The organism is Candidatus Binatus sp., assembly GCF_030646925.1.
Lineage (GTDB): Bacteria > Desulfobacterota > Binatia > Binatales > Binataceae > Binatus.
Genome location: NZ_JAUSKL010000063.1, coordinates 36,653 through 58,792, shown reverse-complemented (window position 1 = coordinate 58,792; position 22,140 = coordinate 36,653). Strand labels below are relative to the sequence as shown.

At 60.7% G+C, this 22,140-nt stretch carries 21 protein-coding genes and 1 tRNA gene; 17 read left to right on the top strand and 5 right to left on the bottom strand.

Going from position 1 to position 22,140, the window contains the following annotated elements:
- The first annotated feature begins 204 nt into the window (after positions 1-204).
- The 5 genes from Q7S58_RS10175 (at position 205) to Q7S58_RS10155 (ending at position 6,858) form a co-directional block, all read left to right on the top strand.
- A complete protein-coding gene (locus tag Q7S58_RS10175) occupies positions 205-864 on the top strand; it encodes a TetR/AcrR family transcriptional regulator (protein ID WP_304824482.1) in 660 nt (219 codons plus the stop codon).
- Positions 861-1,739 carry an efflux RND transporter periplasmic adaptor subunit gene (locus tag Q7S58_RS10170; protein ID WP_304824479.1) on the top strand — a complete coding sequence of 293 codons (879 nt, stop codon included), beginning with the start codon at positions 861-863 and terminating at the stop codon, positions 1,737-1,739. The genes Q7S58_RS10175 and Q7S58_RS10170 overlap by 4 nt, the downstream gene beginning before the upstream one ends.
- Complete coding sequence (locus Q7S58_RS10165) at positions 1,705-2,712, top strand: ATP-binding cassette domain-containing protein (RefSeq protein ID WP_304824476.1); 1,008 nt, start codon at positions 1,705-1,707, stop codon at positions 2,710-2,712. Before Q7S58_RS10170 ends, Q7S58_RS10165 begins: the two co-directional genes overlap by 35 nt.
- 12 nt (positions 2,713-2,724) lie before the next feature.
- Positions 2,725-3,849, top strand: coding sequence for an ABC transporter permease (locus tag Q7S58_RS10160; protein WP_304824473.1), 1,125 nt, complete (start codon positions 2,725-2,727; stop codon positions 3,847-3,849).
- 147 nt (positions 3,850-3,996) lie between these two features.
- Positions 3,997-6,858, top strand: a complete 2,862-nt coding sequence (locus Q7S58_RS10155) for a class I SAM-dependent DNA methyltransferase (RefSeq protein ID WP_304824470.1) — start codon at positions 3,997-3,999, stop codon at positions 6,856-6,858.
- Between the two features lie 37 nt (positions 6,859-6,895).
- Here the strand turns inward: Q7S58_RS10155 and Q7S58_RS10150 are convergent, their stop codons facing one another.
- The 3 genes from Q7S58_RS10150 to Q7S58_RS10140 form a co-directional block, all read right to left on the bottom strand.
- On the bottom strand, positions 6,896-7,264 hold the full coding sequence (locus Q7S58_RS10150) for a response regulator transcription factor (RefSeq protein WP_304824467.1): 369 nt from the start codon (positions 7,262-7,264) through the stop codon (positions 6,896-6,898).
- Entirely contained in the window at positions 7,264-8,637 is a 1,374-nt protein-coding gene (locus Q7S58_RS10145) for a nitrogen regulation protein NR(II) (protein WP_304824464.1), read from the bottom strand. Before Q7S58_RS10145 ends, Q7S58_RS10150 begins: the two co-directional genes overlap by 1 nt.
- 175 nt (positions 8,638-8,812) lie before the next feature.
- Positions 8,813-9,421, bottom strand: a complete 609-nt coding sequence (locus Q7S58_RS10140; protein ID WP_304824461.1) for a TraR/DksA family transcriptional regulator — start codon at positions 9,419-9,421, stop codon at positions 8,813-8,815.
- A 516-nt stretch (positions 9,422-9,937) separates the two neighbouring features.
- Between Q7S58_RS10140 and Q7S58_RS10135 the strand changes: the two genes are divergently transcribed.
- From Q7S58_RS10135 to Q7S58_RS10110, 6 genes are all read left to right on the top strand, one after another.
- The gene (locus tag Q7S58_RS10135) at positions 9,938-10,474 is read left to right on the top strand and encodes a hypothetical protein (RefSeq protein ID WP_304824458.1); all 537 of its coding nucleotides are present in this window, start codon (positions 9,938-9,940) and stop codon (positions 10,472-10,474) included.
- A 132-nt stretch (positions 10,475-10,606) separates the two neighbouring features.
- Positions 10,607-11,506 (top strand): sugar phosphate nucleotidyltransferase, encoded by a 900-nt coding sequence (locus Q7S58_RS10130; protein ID WP_304824455.1) that lies wholly within the window; start codon positions 10,607-10,609, stop codon positions 11,504-11,506.
- An 83-nt stretch (positions 11,507-11,589) separates the two neighbouring features.
- Complete coding sequence (locus Q7S58_RS10125) at positions 11,590-12,198, top strand: hypothetical protein (RefSeq protein WP_304824452.1); 609 nt, start codon at positions 11,590-11,592, stop codon at positions 12,196-12,198.
- A gap of 34 nt (positions 12,199-12,232) precedes the next feature.
- Positions 12,233-12,700, top strand: coding sequence for a CYTH domain-containing protein (locus Q7S58_RS10120; RefSeq protein ID WP_304824449.1), 468 nt, complete (start codon positions 12,233-12,235; stop codon positions 12,698-12,700).
- Positions 12,701-12,793: 93 nt separating this feature from the next.
- Positions 12,794-13,363 carry a CBS domain-containing protein gene (locus Q7S58_RS10115; protein ID WP_304824446.1) on the top strand — a complete coding sequence of 190 codons (570 nt, stop codon included), beginning with the start codon at positions 12,794-12,796 and terminating at the stop codon, positions 13,361-13,363.
- A gap of 69 nt (positions 13,364-13,432) precedes the next feature.
- Positions 13,433-15,853 carry a cation:proton antiporter gene (locus Q7S58_RS10110; RefSeq protein ID WP_304824443.1) on the top strand — a complete coding sequence of 807 codons (2,421 nt, stop codon included), beginning with the start codon at positions 13,433-13,435 and terminating at the stop codon, positions 15,851-15,853.
- Positions 15,854-15,865: 12 nt separating this feature from the next.
- On the opposite strand, the gene Q7S58_RS10105 is transcribed toward Q7S58_RS10110, so the two are convergent.
- Positions 15,866-16,462: a YceI family protein gene (locus Q7S58_RS10105; RefSeq protein WP_304824440.1), complete on the bottom strand. Its 597-nt coding sequence runs from the start codon at positions 16,460-16,462 to the stop codon at positions 15,866-15,868.
- A gap of 164 nt (positions 16,463-16,626) precedes the next feature.
- Here Q7S58_RS10105 and Q7S58_RS10100 point away from each other — a divergent pair, with 164 nt between their 5' ends.
- Entirely contained in the window at positions 16,627-17,232 is a 606-nt protein-coding gene (locus tag Q7S58_RS10100; protein ID WP_304824437.1) for a glutathione S-transferase family protein, read from the top strand.
- Positions 17,233-17,342: 110 nt separating this feature from the next.
- A complete protein-coding gene (locus Q7S58_RS10095) occupies positions 17,343-18,122 on the top strand; it encodes a hypothetical protein (protein WP_304824434.1) in 780 nt (259 codons plus the stop codon).
- Positions 18,123-18,497: 375 nt separating this feature from the next.
- On the opposite strand, the gene Q7S58_RS10090 is transcribed toward Q7S58_RS10095, so the two are convergent.
- Positions 18,498-18,572: transfer RNA gene (locus Q7S58_RS10090), tRNA-Gly, on the bottom strand.
- 180 nt (positions 18,573-18,752) lie between these two features.
- On the opposite strand from Q7S58_RS10090, the gene Q7S58_RS10085 reads away from it, so the two are divergent.
- The 4 genes from Q7S58_RS10085 (at position 18,753) to Q7S58_RS10070 (ending at position 22,140) form a co-directional block, all read left to right on the top strand.
- A complete protein-coding gene (locus tag Q7S58_RS10085) occupies positions 18,753-20,012 on the top strand; it encodes an MFS transporter (RefSeq protein WP_304824431.1) in 1,260 nt (419 codons plus the stop codon).
- Between the two features lie 23 nt (positions 20,013-20,035).
- Positions 20,036-20,629: a DNA-3-methyladenine glycosylase gene (locus tag Q7S58_RS10080; protein ID WP_304824429.1), complete on the top strand. Its 594-nt coding sequence runs from the start codon at positions 20,036-20,038 to the stop codon at positions 20,627-20,629.
- A gap of 333 nt (positions 20,630-20,962) precedes the next feature.
- Complete coding sequence (locus tag Q7S58_RS10075) at positions 20,963-21,154, top strand: hypothetical protein (RefSeq protein WP_304824426.1); 192 nt, start codon at positions 20,963-20,965, stop codon at positions 21,152-21,154.
- A 155-nt stretch (positions 21,155-21,309) separates the two neighbouring features.
- Positions 21,310-22,140: an S-adenosyl-l-methionine hydroxide adenosyltransferase family protein gene (locus Q7S58_RS10070; RefSeq protein ID WP_304824422.1), complete on the top strand. Its 831-nt coding sequence runs from the start codon at positions 21,310-21,312 to the stop codon at positions 22,138-22,140.

The following is a 22,140-nucleotide window of genomic DNA, read 5'->3' as shown; positions in this document are numbered from 1 at the left end:
GTCGAAAGTGTAAACGCCCAAATCGGCTGCGCGCAAGTGGTGCACATTGCGGCGAAAGCGCTGCACATCATATCGCCGCCGACGTCCGCATTCGAACACGCTCGCGATTCGACTCGTCATGTCCCGGCCGAATCCGTGCCCTACACCACTTCAGCTATTGACTCGTTTCGGTCAGCGCCAATAGAGTGACTGACTGGTCAGTTTATGAGAAAGACCCTCGATACCCCCAAACTTACCAATGGACGACCGTTGCCGCTCAACAGCGAACAGGGCGCCAAGCGCGAGCGTATCCTCAACGCCGCGCTCAAGCTTTTCGCCCACGAACCTTACCAGGCCGTCACGATGGATCGCGTCGCCAAGGCCGCCAACGTCGCGAAGGGCACCCTCTATCTCTATTTCCCGTCCAAGGACGCGCTCTATCTCGGCATCCTGAGCGACGGCCTCGACAGCGCTTACCGCACCTATCAGGCCAGCGCCGATCCCAGGTTGCCACTGGTCGAGCGACTGCGGCGCGCGATTACGGTCACGGTCGAGTTTTTCGATCACCGGCGCGACTTCTTGCAGTTTTATGCCACCGAAGAACCGCGTCTGGCCGAGGCGCGCAATCGCATCATGGAGGAAGCGCGCGAGCGCGGCTCCAATTTCTTTGCATCGCTAATCCAGGATGGGATCCGTTTCGGTGTTTTCGCGGCCGTCGATCCGCGCGTCGCAACGCTCGCAATCCAGGGCTCGATTCGATCGCTGCTGCTCTACTACGGCAACAGCCGTCCGGTCGCCGAGATCAGCCGCGAGCTGGGCGACCTGATGCTGAAATCGCTGGCGATCAATCCCGCACATTTCTTCAAGCAGATGCATCAGCAATGATTCGCAAGCTGATTCGCCGCGTGGTCCGGCTGGGGATTCTGGCCGGGCTTGCCGTGGGCTTTTATTTTTTCGGCCGCGTCTATTTGTGGCCGCCGCAGGATCGCTCGAAGATCGAAGTGGTCGGGATGATCGAGGCGCCCGAGGTGAATATCACGAGCCTAATCGCGGGACGGATCAAGCAACTCGATCTGATCGAAGGCGATCGCGTCACGAAGGGACAAGTCGTCTGCCAGATCGAGGATATCGATCTGCGCAATCAGCTCGCGAAATCGAGCGCGGAACTCGCGCATGCGGAAGCGAACCTCGCGCAGGCCCAGCGCGATCTGAATCGCGACATCCAGCTCTTTCAGGAGCACGTGATCGCGAACAAGGTGCGCGACGACGCGCTGACGGCCGTCGAGCAATCGCAGGCTGAAGTGCTCAGCGCGCGCGCCAATCTCAAATATTTCGAGGACCAGCTCGCCGATACGCAAATCAAGGCGCCCGCCGACGGCGTAATCGTGAGCAAGGCGCTCGAGGTCGGCGAATGGGTGACGCCGGGCACGCCGATTCTCACGGTGGACGATCTCTCGACGATTTGGGCGCGGGTGGACGTCGGCGAAACGGACCTCGGCTCGCTCTATATCGGCAAGTCCGCGCAGATCACGCTGCCGACCGAGCCGCCGCAAATTTTCAGCGGACAGGTAATCGCGATCGGCCAGGAGGGCCAGTTCGCCACGCAACGCGACGTGCGCCGCGGACGCCAGGATATCCGCACGTTCTACGTCAAAGTGAAGGTGCTGCAGGCCGACGGCCAATTGAAGCCCGGCATGACGGCGGAGGTCACCTTCCCGAGGATCGATGGAACCCGACTCACTCGCAATTCGCACGAGTAACCTGACCAAGCGCTTCGGCAGTTTCACCGCGGTCGATCAGGTCACGTTCGAAGTCCGCCGCGGCGAAGTGTTCGGCCTGCTCGGTCCGAACGGCGCCGGCAAAACCACGATCGTGCGGATGCTCACCACGCTGCTGCCGCCTACTGCGGGCCAGGGCTTCGTCGCGGGCTTCGACGTCGCGCGCCATCCGCGCCAGGTGCGCGAAAAAATCGGCGTCATCCCGCAGGCGCTCACCTCGGACCTCGATCTCACCGGATGGGAGAACGTCGATATCTACGGCGAATTCTTCGGACTCTCGCGGCGCGAGCGCCGTGACCGCGGCCATCGCTTGCTCAAGCTGGTCGGGCTCAGCGAGCGCATCAACGATCTGGTCGCGACTTATTCGGGCGGGATGCGCCGGCGGCTCGAGATCGCGCGCGGGCTGATTCACTCGCCCGAGGTGCTGTTCCTCGACGAACCGACGATCGGCCTCGATCCGCAAAGCCGCCGCGCCGTGTGGGATTTGCTCGAGACGCTGCGCAAGGAAAGCGAGATCACGATTTCGCTGACGACGCATTACATGGACGAGGCGGAGTCGCTATGCGATCGAATCGCGATCGTCGATGGCGGCAAGATTATCGCGCTCGATACGCCGATCGGACTCAAGTCGATGGTGCCGGGGGCCGATCGAATCGATCTCGAAGTCGAGACCAATCCCGACGCGATCGCCGAGATGCTGCGTCCGATGCCGTATCTGCGCTCGGTAAATCGCGACGGCGGTAATCGATTGCAGCTTGCCGCCAACGACGGCGCTCACGCTATCCCGATGATCCTCGAAGCGGTGGACGCGGCGGGCGATCGCGTAACCTCGATCACGGTGCAGAAACTTTCGCTCGAAGACGTCTTCATCCATTTCACCGGCCGCACCTTGCGCGACGAGCCAGCCAAGAAAGTGAGCCTGCTGGTCGGCGCCGGGATGCCGCAACAGCGCTAAGGTCGCATCACGATGCTCGGTCTCAAGTTCCTTGCAATCATGCGGCGCGACTTGAAGAAGCTCACGCGCAATCCAATCACACTGATCTCGACCATCCTGATGCCGATCGTTTACCTCGTCATCATCGGCAACTCGTTTCAGGGCCAGTTGAAGCATCTGCCGGTAATCATCGTGCAGCAGGATCGGGGCATCTACGCGCGGCGAATCGTCGAGCAGATGCTCGCGCTGCAAGCCGGACCCAAGACCGTTGACGTCACCTTCGAGAGCAACGTCGGCGCAGCGATCGACGACGTTCGCGATGGCCGCTACAAGGGCGTCGTCGTGATCCCGCCGGGCTTCAGCCACGCCGTAGCGGAAGGCCGTATCGCGCAGATCGGGCTCTTCACCGACAATGTCGATGCGATCAGTTCCGGCACGCTGGAAGCCGTGCTCGCGCAGGCGGCGGCGACCGTCCACGTCAGCTTCGTCACCGCGCGCGAGCCCAAGCTGAGCGCCATCTCGCTGCGCCCGAGCTGGCTCTTTCCGTATGTCGATTACGATCGCTCGCTGATTCCCGGCGTGATCGTGATGGCGATCTTCATGGGCTCGCTGATGTCCGGGGTGTTCAACTGGGTGATGGACAAATTTCTCGGCGTGACCGAGTGCTACCTCGTGACCCCGCTCTCACGCTGGGATATCGCGGGCGGCGTACTCGCGAGCGGCGTGACTGTCACCAGCGTCGCGGGCACCTTCGTGCTTTTTCTCGGGCTATTGATCACGCGTGGCCGAGTCGAAGGCGGCTTGACCGCACTCCTGATGCTGATCGGAATCATCATCATCAGCTCGACCGGCCTGCTCGCGATGACGTTCTCACTGCCAGGCTGCGCGGGACATCCGCGGCTGGTCGGCACCTTCGCGGGCTTTCTCAACGTGATCCTGTTTTTTCCTAGTGGCGCGATTTACCCGGTCGAAAGCTTCCCGCCGTGGCTGCGCTCCTTCGCCCACTACAATCCTGAGACTCACTCAGTCAGCGCAATCAAATCGATTCTGTTCAAAGGCGCCGACTTCGCCGCGGTAAGAGGCGACGTCACGTTTCTCCTGATTTTCATGGCAATCATGCTGGTGCTCGCCAGCGTCTCGTTCAAACGCACCCTGTAACTTCGCCTTGAACACGACGCTCATCCTTGCGAGAAGTCGCGGAGATCGACCAGAAGTTGGTTTCCTGGAGAACTTCGGTCGCCGCGAAGCCATTGCGCCCGGACGCGGCATGATATTTCCTGAGGGCTTGTACCAATTGGGGGACGCATGGCGGTCGCACGCGCAGGTGTAACAGAGAGGACTTTTTATCCACCGCTCCTCAAAGTCATCTCCGACAAGGGAGGCTCTGGAGTCCAGGAAGTCTCGTACAATTCCTTCCCTGACATTGTCTTCAACTTCAGGGGTCGGCCGTGGATTCTTTCGGTCAAAATCGGGGAGTCGCTCGCTCTGCTCAAGGACGCGTTTTTGCAGTATCTCCGGCACAAACAGGAAAGCAGAATTGAACAAGGTCTTCTTCTGATTCTGCCCGAAGCGATCCGGCGAGTTCGAGCGAACGAGCAAGCCTTACTGGATGCGATCCTCAACACTTCCGTTTCTGTGATTGTGGATGCAGGAGATGTAAAAGAAGAATATCGTGACAGGCCGTTTCCGGTCGTTCTCGATCGCATCCGTGACGAAATATATCCGCTCTTGGAAAAGCGAGGTTCTCGTTACTATCCCCTTCAGCTCGTTGTTGATCTCCTCAAAACACAAGTCGCGGAGGCGATGAGAGGCGTCAAGCTCGAAGAAAAAGAGATACTAAATATCATTACTGATAAGAAGTTATTAACCGATCTCGGTCATTTGCAACCAAACGAGCTTCAGGGAGTAACCAGATTTCTGGCTGCGTACATTGTGCTCAGTCAGATTCTCTTCCTTCGCCTGTTTCGCGCATCTCACCCGGACATCGTACCAGATCCGAGGAGAATTGATCGGTCTCATCTCCGCAAGGCATTTCGCAAAGTCCTGGACATTAACTATCGCGATATTTTTGAACTCGAAGTTCTTGATGCTGTAGAGGACAAGTACATTCACGACACCTTCGACCTCATATGGGGTCTGGAAATTGAACGTGTCAGGTATGAACTTCCCGGACGCATTTTTCATCAACTCATGCCTTCTGAAATCAGAAAGGTCATGGCTGCCTTCTATACTCGACCTCAGGCGGCCGAACTTCTTGCGCGACTAGCGATTGACGAGAGCGGTGAGGAAATATTTGACCCCGCGTGTGGGTCAGGGACGATATTAGTCTCGGCCTATCGGCGAAAAGTTGAACTCTTTAGGTCGGAGTCAAAGGGAGGACTTCCACACAAACGGTTTTGTGAAGATGAGATTCTAGGGTCGGACATAATGCCTTTCGCAGTCCATCTCACTGCCGCCAATCTGTCTGCGATGGCGATTGAGGAGACGCTAGCTCATACGCAGATCAGCCACGGCGACAGCATTAAGCTTGCACCAGGGACGGCGTCCGCTGGCTTGCAAATGGGAATGTTCCCGATCGTCGGAAAAGGGAAACGTCGAACCGGCGATCAGCACACCTTTTTGCTGAAAAAGGTCGATGCGGTTCTAATGAATCCGCCCTTCACGAAGGTTGAGCGGGGGATCAAGAACTTCGTTGATATGGAGAAATTCAAACCGCTCGCCGGCGGAGAAGTCGGACTTTGGGGACATTTTGTTTTTCTTGCGGCCGAATTTCTTAAAGAGAATGGTACGTGCGGAGCTGTGATTCCCATCAACGTGCTCCGGGGTCGCGAAAGCGCAAACGTTCGTGACTTTCTCTTTCAGGAGTGGACCGTAAAATACGTTCTTAAGCCCACCTTCAACTATGCCTTTTCCGAATGGGCCGAGTATCGCGACGTGATCATCGTCGCAAAGAATCAGCGGCCTCCCAGGGACCATCTCGTAAAATTCGCGTTGGTAAAGACCAACCTCCGAACGCTAACGGATGAGGCTATCGACGGTCTTGCAGCATCGATCAAAACGGAGACCGTACTTCGTAGCGACTCGATCGATATTGACAGCCATCCGTTGTCTGAAGTGCTGGCCCGCAAGATGAACATGATGTGGTTCTGCGGCGTAACCGATTTTCGCCACCGCGAAACGCTGGTTGCATTTGCCGAAAAGTTCAAAGATGCACTCGGTCATCTAAGCGCGACATATTTCCGGGAGGGCTATAGGCCGGTACCAAAGGGCGTTTCCCAATTTCTTTTCTTTACGCGTGCCGTCACATCGGCTCGAACGGACGAAGCGTTCATGTCTTTTGACACGGAAAATTCTGGTGGAGGATTTAGAGCAAAGACCCACGCAAACACATACTACGAAATCGACAAAGACGAAGTTGTTCCCACTGTGCGAACGCTTATCGGTTACGAAACGATGGACATCACGGGTCTTCACGACTACATTTCTCATGATTCCTACGGAGAGTTGACCCGAGTTCAGCGGGCGTGCGGTTTCACCACTGCGCTACCAAAACACTTCTGGACCAAAGCTCAACGAGAACTCAATGCAGTAAAAACCTCGGTCTTGATGTGTCATAGGATAAACCCATATGCACCTAGCACAAACCTGATCGCTTTTTTTTCGGATGTTCCTATAAGTCCATCTAACCAAGCGAACGTCATTCTTGAAACAGATCCGGCTCGGGGCCGCGCCATTGTCTGTCTGCTGAACTCAGCGATCTTCCTCGCGCAGTTCTTTTTGCTGAAAGAGGAAAGTACCGGGCGTTTGATTAATATCCGCTTTTACGATGTGGCAGAAATGTTCCTAAAGCCTAGCGTTGCCGCGGTCGAGAAGCTCCAGAGGGTTTACGAAAAATTCCGACTAGCGAAATTCCCCTCTTTGCGAGAACAAATGGACGAGAAATTCGAGTTTCGCTACGAAGAGTTCTGGGCAGGCAAAAAGCTGAATGCCCAGCACCGCCTTTTTTCCGTTCTCGATCAAGATATCGCTCCGGCAGCGGTACGAATGGATTTCGACCTAGATATCTGCCGCGCATTGGATATTGAGGTAGACGAAGAGGCGCTTCGAAAAGTATACGGTGTCATCGTTAAAGAAATGATCATGACGCGCCACTTGACCAAGGACTGAATGTTCATCGAAGCGCGATGCAAAAGGGATCGCTCCCTTAGATGATTCGATCGAGCAGGTTGCGCACGACGCGGTTCAATTCAACGATTGACACCGGCTTCAGCAAACATACGTTGGCGCCGGCCGCCATCGCGCTTGCGGTGATCTCGGGCGTGTTGTGGCCGGTCATCACGATGATCGGCGTAGAGACCGACCGGGCGCGCGCATGCCGAACCACTTCGAGGCCGCTAACGTCGGCGAGGCTCAAATCCGTGATGATGAGGTCGGGATTTTCCGAATCGATCAGCGGGATTGCGGCGGCCGCGTCGAATGCCCCGACGCATCGAAGGCCCGCGCGCTGGAACAGCCGCACGTAGGCGTCCACCAGATCGCGCTCGTCATCGACGAGCAGTATCTTCGCGCCCACTAATTGCCCTGCTTGCGCGCGGTCGCAGCGGGCGCCTGCGACGCCAGATGCGCCTGCGCCGGGATTTCGATCCGCTTGCCGAAGACCTTGTCGGCGGGCGCCGGTTCGGTCGTCGGCAGCGTGATGACAAAGGTCGTGCCGTTGCCGGGCGATGACTCGACCGCGATGGCGCCGCCATGCTCGCGGATGATTCGCTGGCTCAGCCATAAGCCGAGTCCGGTGCCGCTGCTCTTGGTGGTGAAGAACGGCTCGAACAGTTTCGCGGCGGTGTCGCTCGCCATCCCGACTCCGTCATCGGCGATTACAACCGTGATCGCAGCCGGCCGGTCGGGCGCGAGCGCGGTTTCGATCCTCACGGTTTTTGCGTCAGCTTCGCGGGCATTCACCACCAGGTTGATGATGACCTGGCCGAGCGAGGTCGCGTCGCCGGAAATCATCGCGAGTGAGCGCTCGAACCGGGTCTCGATCTTGAGCGGCCAGCCGCGCTCTTCCGCGCCGGCCATCTGGATTGCGTCCGCGATGGTCGCGTTGATGTCGATCGGTTGCCGGACGCCGGGCGGCTGCCGCGCGAGCGACAGCATGTTGCGCGAGATACGGCTCGCGCGGACGACGTTGCGGAGCAGGACCAGCAGGTCGGCGCGGGTCTCGGGCGAGAGTTCCTTGTCCGGCGCCATCATCAGCTCGATTCGCGCTCCCATCACGGCGAGCGGATTATTCAGCTCGTGCGCGATTCCGGCGGCGACTGCGCCGAGCGCATTGAGCGTCTCGTTGCGCCGCGCTTCGCGTTCCATCGCGCGCCGCTCGGTGATGTCCGAAACGAACGCGACCACCTGATGTCCGCGCCGCGTGTTGAATGCGTTGAGGCTGACGTCGATTGGAAATTCGCTGCCGTCCTTGCGGCGTCCGACGATTTCGATGCCGACGCCCATCCTTCGCGAGCGAGGATTGGCGTTGAATTCCGCGCGATGCGCCGCGTGGCGCTCGCGCAATCGATTCGGCAGCAGGATTTCGATTCGTTTGCCGAGCAGTTCCAGTTCCTCGTAGCCAAACAGTTCCTCGGCGCGTGGGTTAATCTGATGAATCAAGCCGTCGGTGTCGGCGGTGATGATGCCCTCGACCGACGACTCGAAGTAACTTCGCGCGCGCGCGACCGCGTCGAGTCCCGCGGCGTGCGAAAGCTTGATCGTCCGGGTGTAGCGCCTGGCAACGACGAACAGCAGCAGCGCGTTGACGCTGACAAACATCAGGCGGTTGAGGGTGATGGAATGGGCCGGCATCAGGGAGAGCACGCGGTCCGAAATCACGACCCAGATCAGGCCGCCGACTATGTAGTAGATTGCGATTCGGCCGGCGCGGCCGCGAATAACGGGCATCGTGTGCGAAACGCTCGCCGCTGAGCCTGGAATTTCGTGGGATCCTTCGGCCATCAAGGGGGCACTTTAGTCCTCCACCGACGGCAAAGGTAGTCAGTTCAACTCACCGCGATGACAAGTACACGCCGAGTCGACGCCATCAGATGACGGCGCGGATTGTCGCGAGACGAGACTGCTAGGCGCGCTGCTTGGCCTTGGGCGGACGGCCGCGGCGCCGCTTCTCGACGTCGATAACCTGCGGTTCATCTTCGTCGGGCCCGAACGCGCTATCGATACTGACGTTGAGATCGTCCTCGACCACATGCGCCGCGGATTCCGGATGCTCTTCGGTGTCGGCGTCGTCGCTGGGCTCGGCGAGTTCCTCGGGCACGGTCCATCGCCGGCGCATCGCGCGCGAGATAGTGCCCTGGCCGGTGCGCCTGTCGTCGTTCATCTCGTCCTGGCAATCGATGCAATACTGCGCGAACGGGACCGCCTGGAGACGCTCGAGCGGGACCTCTTCGCCGCAGTTCATGCATTTGCCGTAGGCGCCCGCGCTGAGCCGCGCGATCGCGGCGTCGATTGCCTTCAGGCGTTCCTGCGCGCGCTCGATGAGCGCGGCGTGGGTCTCGACGTCGGCGAGCGAACGCGCCACGTCCATTTCGTCGCCCGGCGACGACGCAACGTCGTCGGCCTGGCCGCGGCGGAAATCACGGACTCGCGCCAGGGTATCTTCGCGCTGCTTCTCGAGCAGACGGCCGAGCGCAGCGGTGCGGCGGCTATCACTCGTGGCAGATTGCCTCATTTTCTGATCCTTTCTTTTGGTATTCATGGTGAAGTTCGAGATCGATCGTTTCTATGGCGCCAAATCGAGCATCGATCGTGCCGCTCTCGACAATCGCGCTCTTCGCGCAATCAGTTCCCTTGGCCGTGGCCCTCTCGCGCGATCAATTGCGCGCCCTCGGAATGGCACAATCGACACTGCGTCGCTACGCACCCCGACGGATGCCGTCTCCATCGAGGCTGTCTAATGTGAACTTCCGCGCTCTGCCAATCAAGTACCAATCTTCAAGACGAATGGTTTCCCATAATGTTCATCGATCGAGATTGTTCTTCAGATTGCGAGATTGTTCTTCAGATTGCAGGCGGGTGCCTGCGATTGGGCGCTGTTGCCTTTTGCTTAAGCAGCACGGAGCGGGGCCGAGGCATCGAATTCACAAATAATTCAAACGATTTGCGGATAAAAGCGCAGAATCGAGCGCTGGCATAGACGATGCTCCCTCTAAACGGCAAACCTGCCGCAAGGAGGGAGGAGAGTTCTATGTCATCGAATGCAGTTGCTACCGACACTATCAGCAGCGGACTTTCCAACCAGAACCAGGTCCTGACCGAATGCGCGAGCCCCGACCCGTGGCTGAGCGCGCGCTTCGAACCTGATTTCCTGGTTCCGGTTCAATACTTCGATCTTATCCGCCGCCGCACGAACCTGGACGGCGAAACGCGACTCGTATTCGCCGTGCTGGAAGATGCGGTGCGATGCTACGTGAAATCGATAAATTCGCCCCGGCCGGGCGACCGCGCGCGATTCGCCGAAGTGCAGCGATGGTTCCATGCCGAGGCCGGCACCCATAGCCCGTTCTCGTTCGAGTACGTTTGCGATGTGCTCGGGATCGAACCGGTCGCGCTGCGCGAACGACTCGGCCTGATGAGCACCGACGATCTACCGACCAAGCAGATGCGCTCGGTCGGGCGGCGGCAAGTGGTGCGTTCCGGACGCGCGTCGCGCAAGCGTTTTCGTCGCGGCGAGGCGCGTCCTCTACGGCTCCGCGAGAGCAGCTCGGCGACGCAGAAAATCTAGGCCGAGCGATGCGTAAGTTCTGGCGTTCGTTCGGCATTATAGGAATCGAGTCGGCGGATAATCGCCAACGGAGAAATCACTCAGTGGGAAATTGACGGCAGCTTTTGGCGTCGAGGCGGAGGCGCGGCGGCGATGAGCGCAAAGGCGATGGGCGCAATTTACGGACAAGGATTCAACCCTTCGCGGCAAGCGATCATCCTGGCCGGATGCGATTCGCCGCATCTCGCCGCCGCCGCAGCCGCCGACGAGATGCTGGCGCGGACCCGCCGCCGAATCGCGATCTCCGTGCCCGATCAGCTTACGCTCGTCGTCACGGCTGAATCAGAAGCGTCCGAGCCGAGCACGCAATCGCGCGGAGCTTCGAGTCCCTTTGCGCGCAACATCGTGGCGCAGCCGTCGAATCGCGGGACGGCGCCAGCGATACTGCTCGCCCTGATGCGTATCGCGAACCAGGCGCCGGCCAACGCAGTCGCGATTTTTCCCTCCGACCACGACCTCACCGACGATCGCGTCTTTATGCGCCACGTCAATTTCGCGTTCAGCGCGGTTGAGGCGCGCCCCGAACTAAGCGTGATCCTCGGCATGGCCGCGCTCGGGCCTGAGTGCTCGTACGGATGGATCGAGCCGGGCCCGCAGCTTTCCGCGAGCGACCCGGTGCGCGCGGTGCGGCGCTTCGTCGGCCACGCCGAGCATCGCGACGCGATCGACATGATGCGCCGCGGCGCGCTCTGGAACAGCTTCGTCACGGTCGCGCGCGTATCGACCCTGCTCAGCTTGATAATGCTCGCGGAACCGGAACTCTATTCGGCCTTCGCGTCGATTCGTTCGGCGTTCGGCACTCGCAGTGAAACCTCCGCCGTCGAGCGCCTTTATGGGGACATCGGGCACGTCGATTTTTCCTCAGGCGTGCTCGCCGGATGCCCGGTCAACCTTGCAGTCCTGCCGGTCAACGGCGTCGCGTTTCGGAGCGTGCTCGCGTCCACGGCTACAGTCGTTCCAGCGCGACCGCCGCTTGCCACCGCCGTCGCGTGAATTTCGTGCTGCGCCTGCTCACATCGCGCGCGCCAATTGCTATAATCGGCCTGCGCTCGAAGCCAAGCCGGGGGCGGACTTCAATGGCAGATCAACAAGCACGGTTCGAGTTCCGCATCTGGGGCGACAATCTGAACGATCTGCGCGCGCTCCTCGATAAGATGGCTCAGCCATCAGCGCCGCGCGAGAGTATTGAGACTTATATATTGTCGAGATTGACTGACACCGCGAACGTGAAAATTCGCGACGCGCTGCTCGATATCAAGCTGTTGATGGCACAGCAGGGCCAGCTCGAGCGATGGCGTCCGGCGCTCAAGGCTGGCTTCCCGCTCGAGGCGCGCGCAATCGTCGAAACGATTCTGCCGGCGCTCGAAATTGCGCCGCCCGCGCTCGCGAAGACCGCATACACCCGCGACGAACTGATCCGCGAGGTGGTGGCGACGAATCGCAATCTCGCGGCGGCCAACGTGAGCAAGCAGCGCTACGGTTACAAGCTGGCGAACTGCAGCGCGGAGTTTGCGATTCTCAAAATCGAAGGCGGCGCGGTCTCGGAAACGATACAGGTCGAAGCCGAAGATCCGGCGGCGGCTGATTCGGTGATCGCCCGGCTGGGATTGAGCGCACAGTCCAACGTTAATTACATCCGCCATCTGAAGGCGATGATCGGGATGTCGGCGGCGTCGCGCGATTGAGCGGCGCGAATAGCCTTCGAGCCTGCAAGCAGTCATGGCTAAAGAAATCGAACGCAAGTTTCTGGTTCATCCGCAAAAGTGGAGCGAACTCGGTCCCGGCAAAACGATCCGCCAGGGTTATCTCAGCACGGTGAAGGAACGCACGGTGCGCGTGAGGACGGTGGCCGACCAGGGCTTCCTCACTATCAAGGGCATGAACGTCGGTATCAGCCGCCCCGAGTACGAATACGAAATCCCGTTCAAGGACGCGACCGAGCTGCTCGATAATCTGTGCGAAAAGCCGCTGATCGAAAAGACTCGCTACCGGATTCCGTTCGCGGGCAATACCTGGGAGGTCGATGAATTTGCGGGCGTGAATCGCGGACTGACTACTGCGGAAGTCGAGCTCAAGGACGCGGATCAAAAAGTGCAACTGCCGGATTGGATCGATCGCGAAGTCAGCGACGACCCGAGATATTTTAACGCGAACCTGATCAAGAACCCGTTTACCACCTGGAAGTGAACTCGATTTGTACGGCCATCCGCGATTTTTCCCTGCGCGCGGCGCCGCCACGTTTTCGATGTTCACGCAGTTTTACACATTGAGGAGTACCAAATGAACGTGGCCGATTTGATGACCCGCGACGTAATGTTCTGCACGATCCATGATTCGCTCAACTCGGCGGCGCGGATCATGTGGGATCACGATTGCGGCGGCGTTCCTGTCGTCGATGATGAAAAGAAACTGATCGGTCTCGTCACCGATCGCGACATCTGCATGGCGTCGTACCTGCAAGGCCGGCCGCTCGCGGAAATTCCGATTCGGCTCGCGATGTCGCCCAAGGTGATCACCTGCGCCGCCACCGACAATCTCGCGATGGTTCATCGCCTGATGCGCGTGTACGAGGTCCATCGCATCCCAGTGATCGATGACGGCGACCGCGTCGCCGGAATCGTATCGCTCAGCGACATCGTCAACGCGGCGCGCGTCGATCGCGCGACCGCTTCGAAAAACGGCTCCCACGCGAGCGAGATTGCTGCGACCATCACGGCGATCTGCCGGCAGCGCGTATCGGCCGCCTCGAACGGCGCGTCGCCCTCGGCGCCCGATGCGGTGCTGGCGGGGGCAATCGCGCGGGCGCCGCGCGCGGCGAAGCCGTCGTCGCGCAAGAGAAAATCGCCGTAGTCCGTTTCGATTTTATCGTCGATTCCGCGGCTCTCCGCATAACGGCGCCGCTCTGCTAGGTTTTAAGCGATGGCTGAATCGCAGCCTCGAATTACGCCCGCAGGATTGAAGGCGGCCGCGGCTTACACCGCGATGCTCGTCGCGTTGATCCTGATTTACCTGCCGATTCGATCGCTCGGCGACACGCTGGCCGCTCCTGCGCCCGCGACCGCCGCGATTTTCGGCTCCGCCGCATCGCGCGCCATCACCGGCGATCTGCTCCATTTCCTGATTGCTCTGATCGTCGTGATCGCGACCGCGCGCGTGTTGGGCTCGATTTTTCGCAGCGTGCATCAGCCGCCCGTGATCGGCGAAATTATCGCCGGGATCCTGCTCGGACCGTCGCTGCTCGGCCGCATCGCGCCGGGCGTTTCTGCGTATGTATTCCCGGCCGGCGTTGCGCCGTTTCTCAATATGCTGTCGCAGGTCGGCGTCATTCTCTACATGTTCCTGGTCGGCCTCGAGCTCGACCCGGCGCTGCTCCGCAAACGCGGACATACGACGGTCGCGATTTCCCACGCGAGCATCATCGCGCCATTTCTGCTCGGCGCCGCGATCGCTCTGATACTTTATCCGCGGCTCTCGACCAGCGACGTGCCGTTCACCTGCTTCTCGCTGTTCCTCGGCGTCTCGATGTCGGTGACGGCGTTTCCGGTGCTCGCGCGCATCCTCACCGATCGCGGCATCCACAAGACCCGCATGGGCGCGATTGCTCTGACCTGCGCCGCCGTCGATGACGTCACGGCGTGGTGCCTGCTCGCATTCGTCGTGAGCGTCGCGCGTGCGCAAGCCAGCGGCGCGCTGATGACGATCGGGATGGCGCTCGCGTTTATCGCGGTGATGGTGCTGCTGGTGCGGCCCGGGATGGTTCGCCTGTCGCTGCTCTACGGCAATCGCGGACGGCTGACGCAAGGCGTGATGGCCTCGGTGTTCGTCGCGCTGCTGCTGTCGGCGTCGGCCACCGAGATGATCGGCATCCACGCCGTGTTCGGCGCATTCGCACTCGGCGCAGTGATTCCGCATGACAGCGGGATGGCGCGCGATCTCACCGACCGCCTCGAAGACATCGTGATCGTGCTGCTGCTGCCGGCGTTTTTCGCCTACACCGGACTGCGCACCCAGATCGGCCTCGTAAGCGGCCTCGAGGAATGGGGAATCTGCGCGCTGATCGTGGCAGTCGCGTCGATCGGAAAATTCGGCGGCAGCGCGATCGCGGCGCGCTTCACCGGACTCAACTGGCGCGACTCGAGCGCACTCGGCGTGTTGATGAACACGCGCGGCCTGATGGAACTGATCGTACTGAATATCGGGCTCGAGATGAAAGTCATCTCGCCAACGCTGTTCGCGATGCTGGTGATCATGGCGCTGGTGACGACCTTCGCGACCACGCCGATCCTGCATTTCATCACGCGCCGCATGGAACCGGAGGCCGAGGCGATTCCCGAGGAAGCCGGCGTTCCAGCGCTCGAACTGGCCAGCGCGCCGCAAGTCCCGATTCGTCAGCTCGAGCCCGCTGTCGTTCGACAAACTGCGATGCCACGACCGATCCTGGTCGGCACCGAGCGCAGCGCGATCCTGGTGCCGGTATCGAATCCGGAGGGCGTGCCCGATCTGGTCGAATTGGCGCTGGCGGCGACGCCGCATGATGCGCCGCCGCCGCGGGTGCTCGCGCTGGTGAAAATTCCGCCGGGCGGCGTGCGCTCAGGGCTGCGCGAAGCCGAGCAACGCGTCCCGCCCCGCTCGCTCGCGCTCGCCGCGGCGCTCGATCTCGCGCTCGCGCGCGGCAGCACGATCACGCCGCAGGCGGTGTGGAGCAACGATCCCGCTAGCGACATCCTGGCCTTCGCGCGCGAGCCGCAAATCGGATGGCTGCTGCTCGGGTCTCATCGCAGCGTCTTCGGCTCCGATTTTATGGGCGGCGTCGTGCGTGAAATTCTCGACAAGATACGGTCGCTGCCGGTGCACGTCGCGGTGCTGATCCACGGTGGCCAGCGTCCGCTCGAACGCGTGTTCGCAGTGATCGATCATGGCCCCGACGGCCGCGCCGCGCTCGACCTCGCGTTGCGCGTGGCCCAGCGCAAGAAGGCCAATCTCCACGCCGTCGTGATGCCCGGTCATAGCGATCACGCCGAGGACTCGCAGTTGCTCGATCTGATTCGCGACGCCAGCCGCGCGCTCGGCCGCCGCGTCCCGACCGACGTGTTGACCGCGCCCACCGCCGCGCAGTTGGCAAAGCAGACACCCGGCATGGTGATCGTCGCGAGCAATCTCGCCGACCGGCTAGGCATGGCGCGCGACGCGTTCTCCGACGGCAAGCGATGCGTCGTGATCGTCCAAGGCTCGCCGCAGTCGTCGGCCCGCTACGCTGCCAGCGCCACCACCGGATCGTCTGACCAGTCCGCGACGCCCGACGACGCCAGCTCTTCCGGCAATGCGGGCTCCCGCCGCTAGGCTCGCTGCCGGCTACTTCTTGATCGCCTCGACGTCGATCGAAATCGCGACTTCATCGCCGACCAGTACGCCACCCGTTTCGAGCGCCTTGTTAAACGTCAGCCCGAAGTCTCGCCGATCGATCTTGCTCGTCGCCGATGCGCCCGATCGCATGTTGCCGAACGGATCCTTGACCGGTGCGGTTGGCCCATCGACGTCGAGTATGACTTCCTTGGTTACGCCGTGCAGGGTCAGATTGCCGGTCACTTTCCATTTCGCCGTTCCCGCCTGCTCGATCCTGGTGGACTTGAACGTGATCGAGGGGAACTTCGCGACGTCGAAAAATTCCGGCGACTTCAGATGACCGTCGCGCTTCTCGACCCGCGTGTTAATCGATGCCGCTTCAATCGTCGCGTCGATCACGACCGTCGCAGGAACTTCGCCGGCGGTGGTGATCGTGCCCGAAGTTTTTTCGAAAGTACCTTTGACGTTCGAGATCATCATGTGGCGAACGGTGAATTCGACGCTGGTATGCATCGGATCGATCTGCCACGTGTCGGCCTGCGCGAGGATCGGAATCGCGATCGAAATGACCGCCGCAAACAAGGTCCGGGTAATCGAGTGCTTCAAGTCTGTTCCCTCCATCAGCTCTGGTAACGGTTCGTTTTTCAGGTAACGTATCCGCGGTTCCTCACCGCGCGACTCCTACGTTCTCCCGGAGATGCAAACGCATCGAGTTCGTACTACAACTAGCCGTACTACAACTAGCTGACCAACGGAGGAATGATTTCACTATGACCACACTCTATGGAAGTTCGAAGTCGCGCGCGGCCCGTTCGCTCTGGGCGCTCGAAGAACTCGGCGTCAAGTACGATCACGTTCCGGTCGCGCCTGCCGAGGCCAAGTCGGCGGACAATCTGAAGCGCAATCCCAACGGCCACGTCCCGGTGCTCGAGGACGACGGCATCGTCGTGTGGGAATCGATGGCGATCAATCTCTACCTCGCCGAAAAGTACGGCAAGAATTCGCTCTGGCCGTCGGATCTCGCAGGCCACGCCGCCGCCTACAAGTGGAGCTTTTTCGGGATGACCGAGGCCGAACCGCATCTGATGTCGATTCTGCGCAATCGGGTCATGAACCCGCCCGACAAGCGCGATGAGAATGCGGCGCTGGCGGCGGTCGAAGCCCTGAAGGCGCCGTTCAAGGTGCTCGACCAATCGCTGCAAGGGCGCGAGTACCTGCTCGGCAACAGTTTCACGATCGCGGATTTGAACGTTGCGTCGGTCCTGAGCTGGGCGGCGATGATTCGGCTCGATCAATCGGCGACGCCGACGGCGCAGGCGTGGCTGCAGAAATGCCTCGGCCGCGAAGCCAACGCGAAGGTGCGCAAACTGCCGTAAGCACGCCGCGATGCGGTGCGTCCACGATACGAAATGAGGCGCGCGATCGGCGGCATCGTCGCCGATCGCGCCGCGGCGATCGAGCAGGGACGTTCGTCGGGAGATAAATCATGGCCAGTTACGTCGAAGTCGAAGAGGCAATCGCGATGCGCGGGCTCCGCGTGGTCCTGTCACCCGGAGTGCCGGGCCCGTGGAGCGAAGCCGCCAAGGGAATCCTCTACGTCAAGAAAATTCCGTATGTGAGAGTGCGCCAGGAACTCGCCGGCGATAATCTCGCGCTGCTCAAATGGACCGCGCAAACCACCGCGCCCGCGTTTGTGTTCGAGGACGAGCGGCCGCGCAGCCTCTGGATCGATCAACTTTATCTTTGCGAGCGGCTCGCGCCGAATCCGCCGCTGATTCCTGACCCGATCGACGATCGCGTGCTGATGTTCGGTCTCAGCAACGAGCTATGCGGTGAGAACGGCTTCGGCTGGCAGCGGCGCCTGATGCTCATTCACGCCACCCTGACCAGTCCCAAGGCGCCGGAGCAAGCGCGCAAGCCGTCGGAGTTTCTCGGCCAAAAATACGGCTACGACGCGATTCTCGCCGAAGCGGCGCCGCGCCGCGTCGCCGCGATCGTCGAACGGCTCAGCGCCCAGTTGAAGAATCAGCAATCGCGCGGCTCGCGCTTTCTGGTCGGCGACGCGCTGTCGGCGCTGGATATTTACTGGGCAGCATTCGCGGCGCTGATCGATCCGCTGCCCGACGAGGTGTGCAAGATGGCGCCCGGATTCCGCCGCGGCTATCACTGCACCGACCCGGTCGTGCGCGCCGCACTCGCGCCGGAATTACTGGCGCATCGCGATTTCATCTATCAGAATTATCTCGAGCTGCCGCTCGACATGTGAACCGCAGAAGAGCCTCGATATTCGCGCCCATACCATTCCCACTCCTCATCGTCGAAGCGGGTCCGGGTAGGCTCATCGAGCAGTCGATCGCCGTCGGTCTCACGGACGCGCCGTGCCGCGTCGCGCCAACCGGCTCGGGGACGTGACGCGCGAGAGATGACGATCGCGCCATTCCGCGCGGAGAGCTCAACATCCTCTGAGAGGCCGGCCTCCACAATCAGCGGCTTCGGCAGACGGACACCTCGGGAGTTACCGATACGCACAATACGTGCTTTCATGGCTTGAACCATTCACCCTTTGTGATTACGAAGTAATCACAGCAGACGCGATCACTCAAATCGAGCGATCTTTTCCTTATTATCGACGATTGGGATTTGGAGCGGGCGGCGGGGGTCGAACCCGCGACATCTAGCTTGGGAAGCTAGCATTCTACCACTGAATTACACCCGCTCTCGCTCAAGTCTAGATGCGAAATCGCAGCACTGTCAAATCGCGATCCCGCTCGCGACGTAACACTGCTCGCCTCGCCAAATCCGCCATTTCGATCTGCTTCCTGATCTATGAAATAGTTGCCGGGACGTTCTGCTGCTGGATTGACTATTGCTCGCCGATTTTTGAGGTCTGTGCGTGATGTCGCAACGCGAAAAACAGGGATGGTACGTCGTCGCGGCGCTCTTCGTCACGATGTTCATGGTATGGGGCGGCTCGGTGAACGCCGCCGCCGTCTTTCTCCCGGCGCTGATCAAGGCCTACGGATGGAGCCGCGCGAGAGTCTCGATGCTCGGCGGTGCGGCGGCGCTCGCGGCCGGCGCGAGCGGTCCGATCGTCGGCTGGATGCTCGATAGAATCGACGCGCGCAAAATTATGGTCGGCGGCGTAATGACCGTCGCGCTCGGCCTGATGAGTCTCAGCCTCGCGAATTCGTTCGCGCAGTTCATCCTGATCAACATCGTGGTCGGCGTCGGTATCACCGCTTCCACCGTGATTCCCACTTCGCTGGTGGTCGCCAACTGGTTCGGCGGACGGCGCGGCACCGCGCTCGGTATCACCTATTCGGGCGCGTCACTCGGCGGCACCGCGATGAGCGTGCTGGCGAGTTACGCGATCGCATACGGTGGATGGCGCACCGGCTACTTCATGCTGGGCCTGCCGATGATAATCGTCGCGGTGCCATTCCTGCTGATCGCCGTACGAACTCATCCTGACGACCAGCCGCGAATCCCCGACCCGTCGGAAGTGAGCGCGATGCCCGAAGTTCCCGGACTCGAACTGAGCGAGGCGTTTCACACCCGCTCGCTATGGCTGATCGGGGTGGCGCAGTTCCTGTCGGCGGTCGCGAGCACCGGTGTCCTGGCACACTTCGTTGCCTACCTGATCGGCCTCGGCTACACGCCGCTAGTTTCGGCCAAGGTGTTCGGCGTGTTCTTCGTGTTCGTCACGATTGGCACGCTCGCGATCGGTCCGCTGGTCGATCGGCTTGGCGCGAAACATACTCTCGCCGGACTTTTCGTCGCGTGGATCGCCGGGATGTTCCTGATGCTCGCGGCGTCGCACTCAATTGCGCTCGGCGCCTTCGTCGCCTTCTTCGGTCTCGCGTTAGGCGCCACCGGCGTGCTGATGCCCCTGGTGATCGTCGAGTCGCTCGGCGTGCGCCGGCTCGGCTCGATCATGGGAATCACCGGGATTTTTGCGACCGTCGGTTTCGCGACGGGGCCGATTGTCATGGGACTAATTTTCGACGTGACCGGCAGCTACTCGTTCGCGATCATCGCCTTCATCGGAGTTTCGGTAGTCTGCGCACTTGCGATTCTCGCCTGTTTGCCGCTCGACGAAGAGCGTTCGCGCCTCGCCGCCGGAGCCGCTTCCGCCGCCTCGCCCGCTCGAATTTAAGGACCCGGCATTTATTTTTACCGATGAAAGTGACGCGCGACTTTTACGCTCGATCGGTGCTGGTCGTCGCGCGCGAGTGCATCGGTAAAATTTTGGTGCATCGGACGCCCGACGGCGAAACCGCAGGCCGCATCGTCGAATCCGAGGCGTATCGCGGCCCCCGCGATCTCGCGGCGCACAGTTCGCGAGGCCGCACTCGGCGCACCGCCGCAATGTACGGTCCGCCGGGCCACGCTTACGTGTTTCGGCTCTACGGAATTAGTTGGGCGATGAACCTGGTAGTCGCGTCAGAAGGAGATCCGCACGCAGTGCTGATTCGCGCGCTCGAGCCGACGCGTGGCCTCGAATTGATGGCGTATCGGCGGCAGAAAGCAGTCATCTCGCGCGAACTGACCAATGGACCGGGGAAACTGACGCAGGCATTGGCAATCACCGGCGATGATTACGGCCGCGATCTGTGCGGTGATGAACTGTTCCTCGAGCATTCGGATTATCGCGTCAAGGCGATCGGCCGCTCGGCACGGATCAACGTCGATTACGCGGGAGTGTGGGCCGCCAAACGATGGCGATTTCACGAGCGCGGCAATCGCTACGTATCCGTCCCACCGCGCGACTGACTCACAGCGACTGGCTCCCTTCCCCGATTAGTCATCAAACCCCGGCGTATGCATTCGATCGAGCAAGTCAGGTCGTGCGCATCGGATCCGCAACCAGTAAAATTTGCTCGGGGGTCATCGGATGTCTCAAATCCGCACCGCCGAGTTGCGGTTTCGGTCACGCCGCGCACACCCGACCGTCAGCAACTGCGGTGCCAACCTTTGAAAATCTCCGGAATTTTCGCGAATGCCAGCGCGCCGACGTTGGCACGGCCGATGCTTTACAAGGCAGAGACCGAACGAAAAAAGGGCATCAAACTTGAGCCACCACCAGTCTGAAACCGGAGCATGAATATGGAAACCGCAAATATCGAACCTCAGAAAGTGATTCGCCTCAAACGTGATGAAACCGCGCACGCGTGGTCGATGGCCATCGCGGATCAGTGGAAAGCGCTCCCGTGGGCCGACACCGCGGATGCCGTCAGCGTCGTGATGTGGCTGAAGGGCCGCTTCGGCGGAACGATGCGAGTGCTGTTCGAATCCTAAGGGCAATTCGTGGCTGAAGTTTCGCAACCGGAATCGAATTTGATGGCCGAGCGTTGGCCGATTGAAATTATCCACTCGAGTGACGCCGCAAACTCGTCGGCGTTCGCTCGACGATCCAAATTGCGCGGTGATCGCGTTAGCGGTTTACTACCGCAATGCCGCCGCGCAAACCTGCCCGCTCTCCGATCGTAATTCTCACCGACTTCGGCTATCGCGATCATTACGCCGGCGTGATGAAAGGAGTGATCGCGAAGATCGCTCCCGACGCTAGCGTCATCGATCTTACTCACGGCATCCCGCCGCAGTCGGTGACGGCCGGCGCGCTCGCGCTGGCGCAGAGTCAGGAATATTTTCCGGCGCGCAGCGTGTTCCTTGCGGTGGTCGATCCGGGCGTCGGAACGAGCCGCGACGCGATCGCGCTCGAGACTCGCACTGGCGCTCGCTTCGTCGGTCCCGACAATGGCTTGCTGTCGCTCGCCGCGACAGCCGGCGAGATCAAGCGCGCCGTGCGGTTGACGTCAACGCGGTACCGACTACCGAATCTCAGTCCCACTTTTCACGGCCGCGACGTGTTCGCGCCGGCCGCCGCGCATATCTGGAACGGAGTGCCGCTGACGGCGCTCGGTCCGGAGCTCAAATCATGGCATCAACTCGAACTGCCGCGTCCCGTCGAATCGGATTCGCGCCTCAGCGGCGAGGTCATTTACGTCGATACCTACGGCAACCTGGTGACGAATCTCGATCGGGAAACGGTCGCGCGATTCGCCGCTTGCTTTCCCACCCAGAAGGTTTCCGTTAGGATCAATCGTGGTGCGGCGATTAGAATAATTGATAGCTACGCGCTTGCGCCCAAAGGTGCTCCTCTCGCGATATTTGGTAGCTTCAATCTGCTCGAAATCGCCCTCCGCGACGGCAATGCCGCTCAGCATTTCGATGCAAAGCCGGGCGCCGGGGTGATTCTGGCCGTCTCCGCCAGGCGCAAGTAA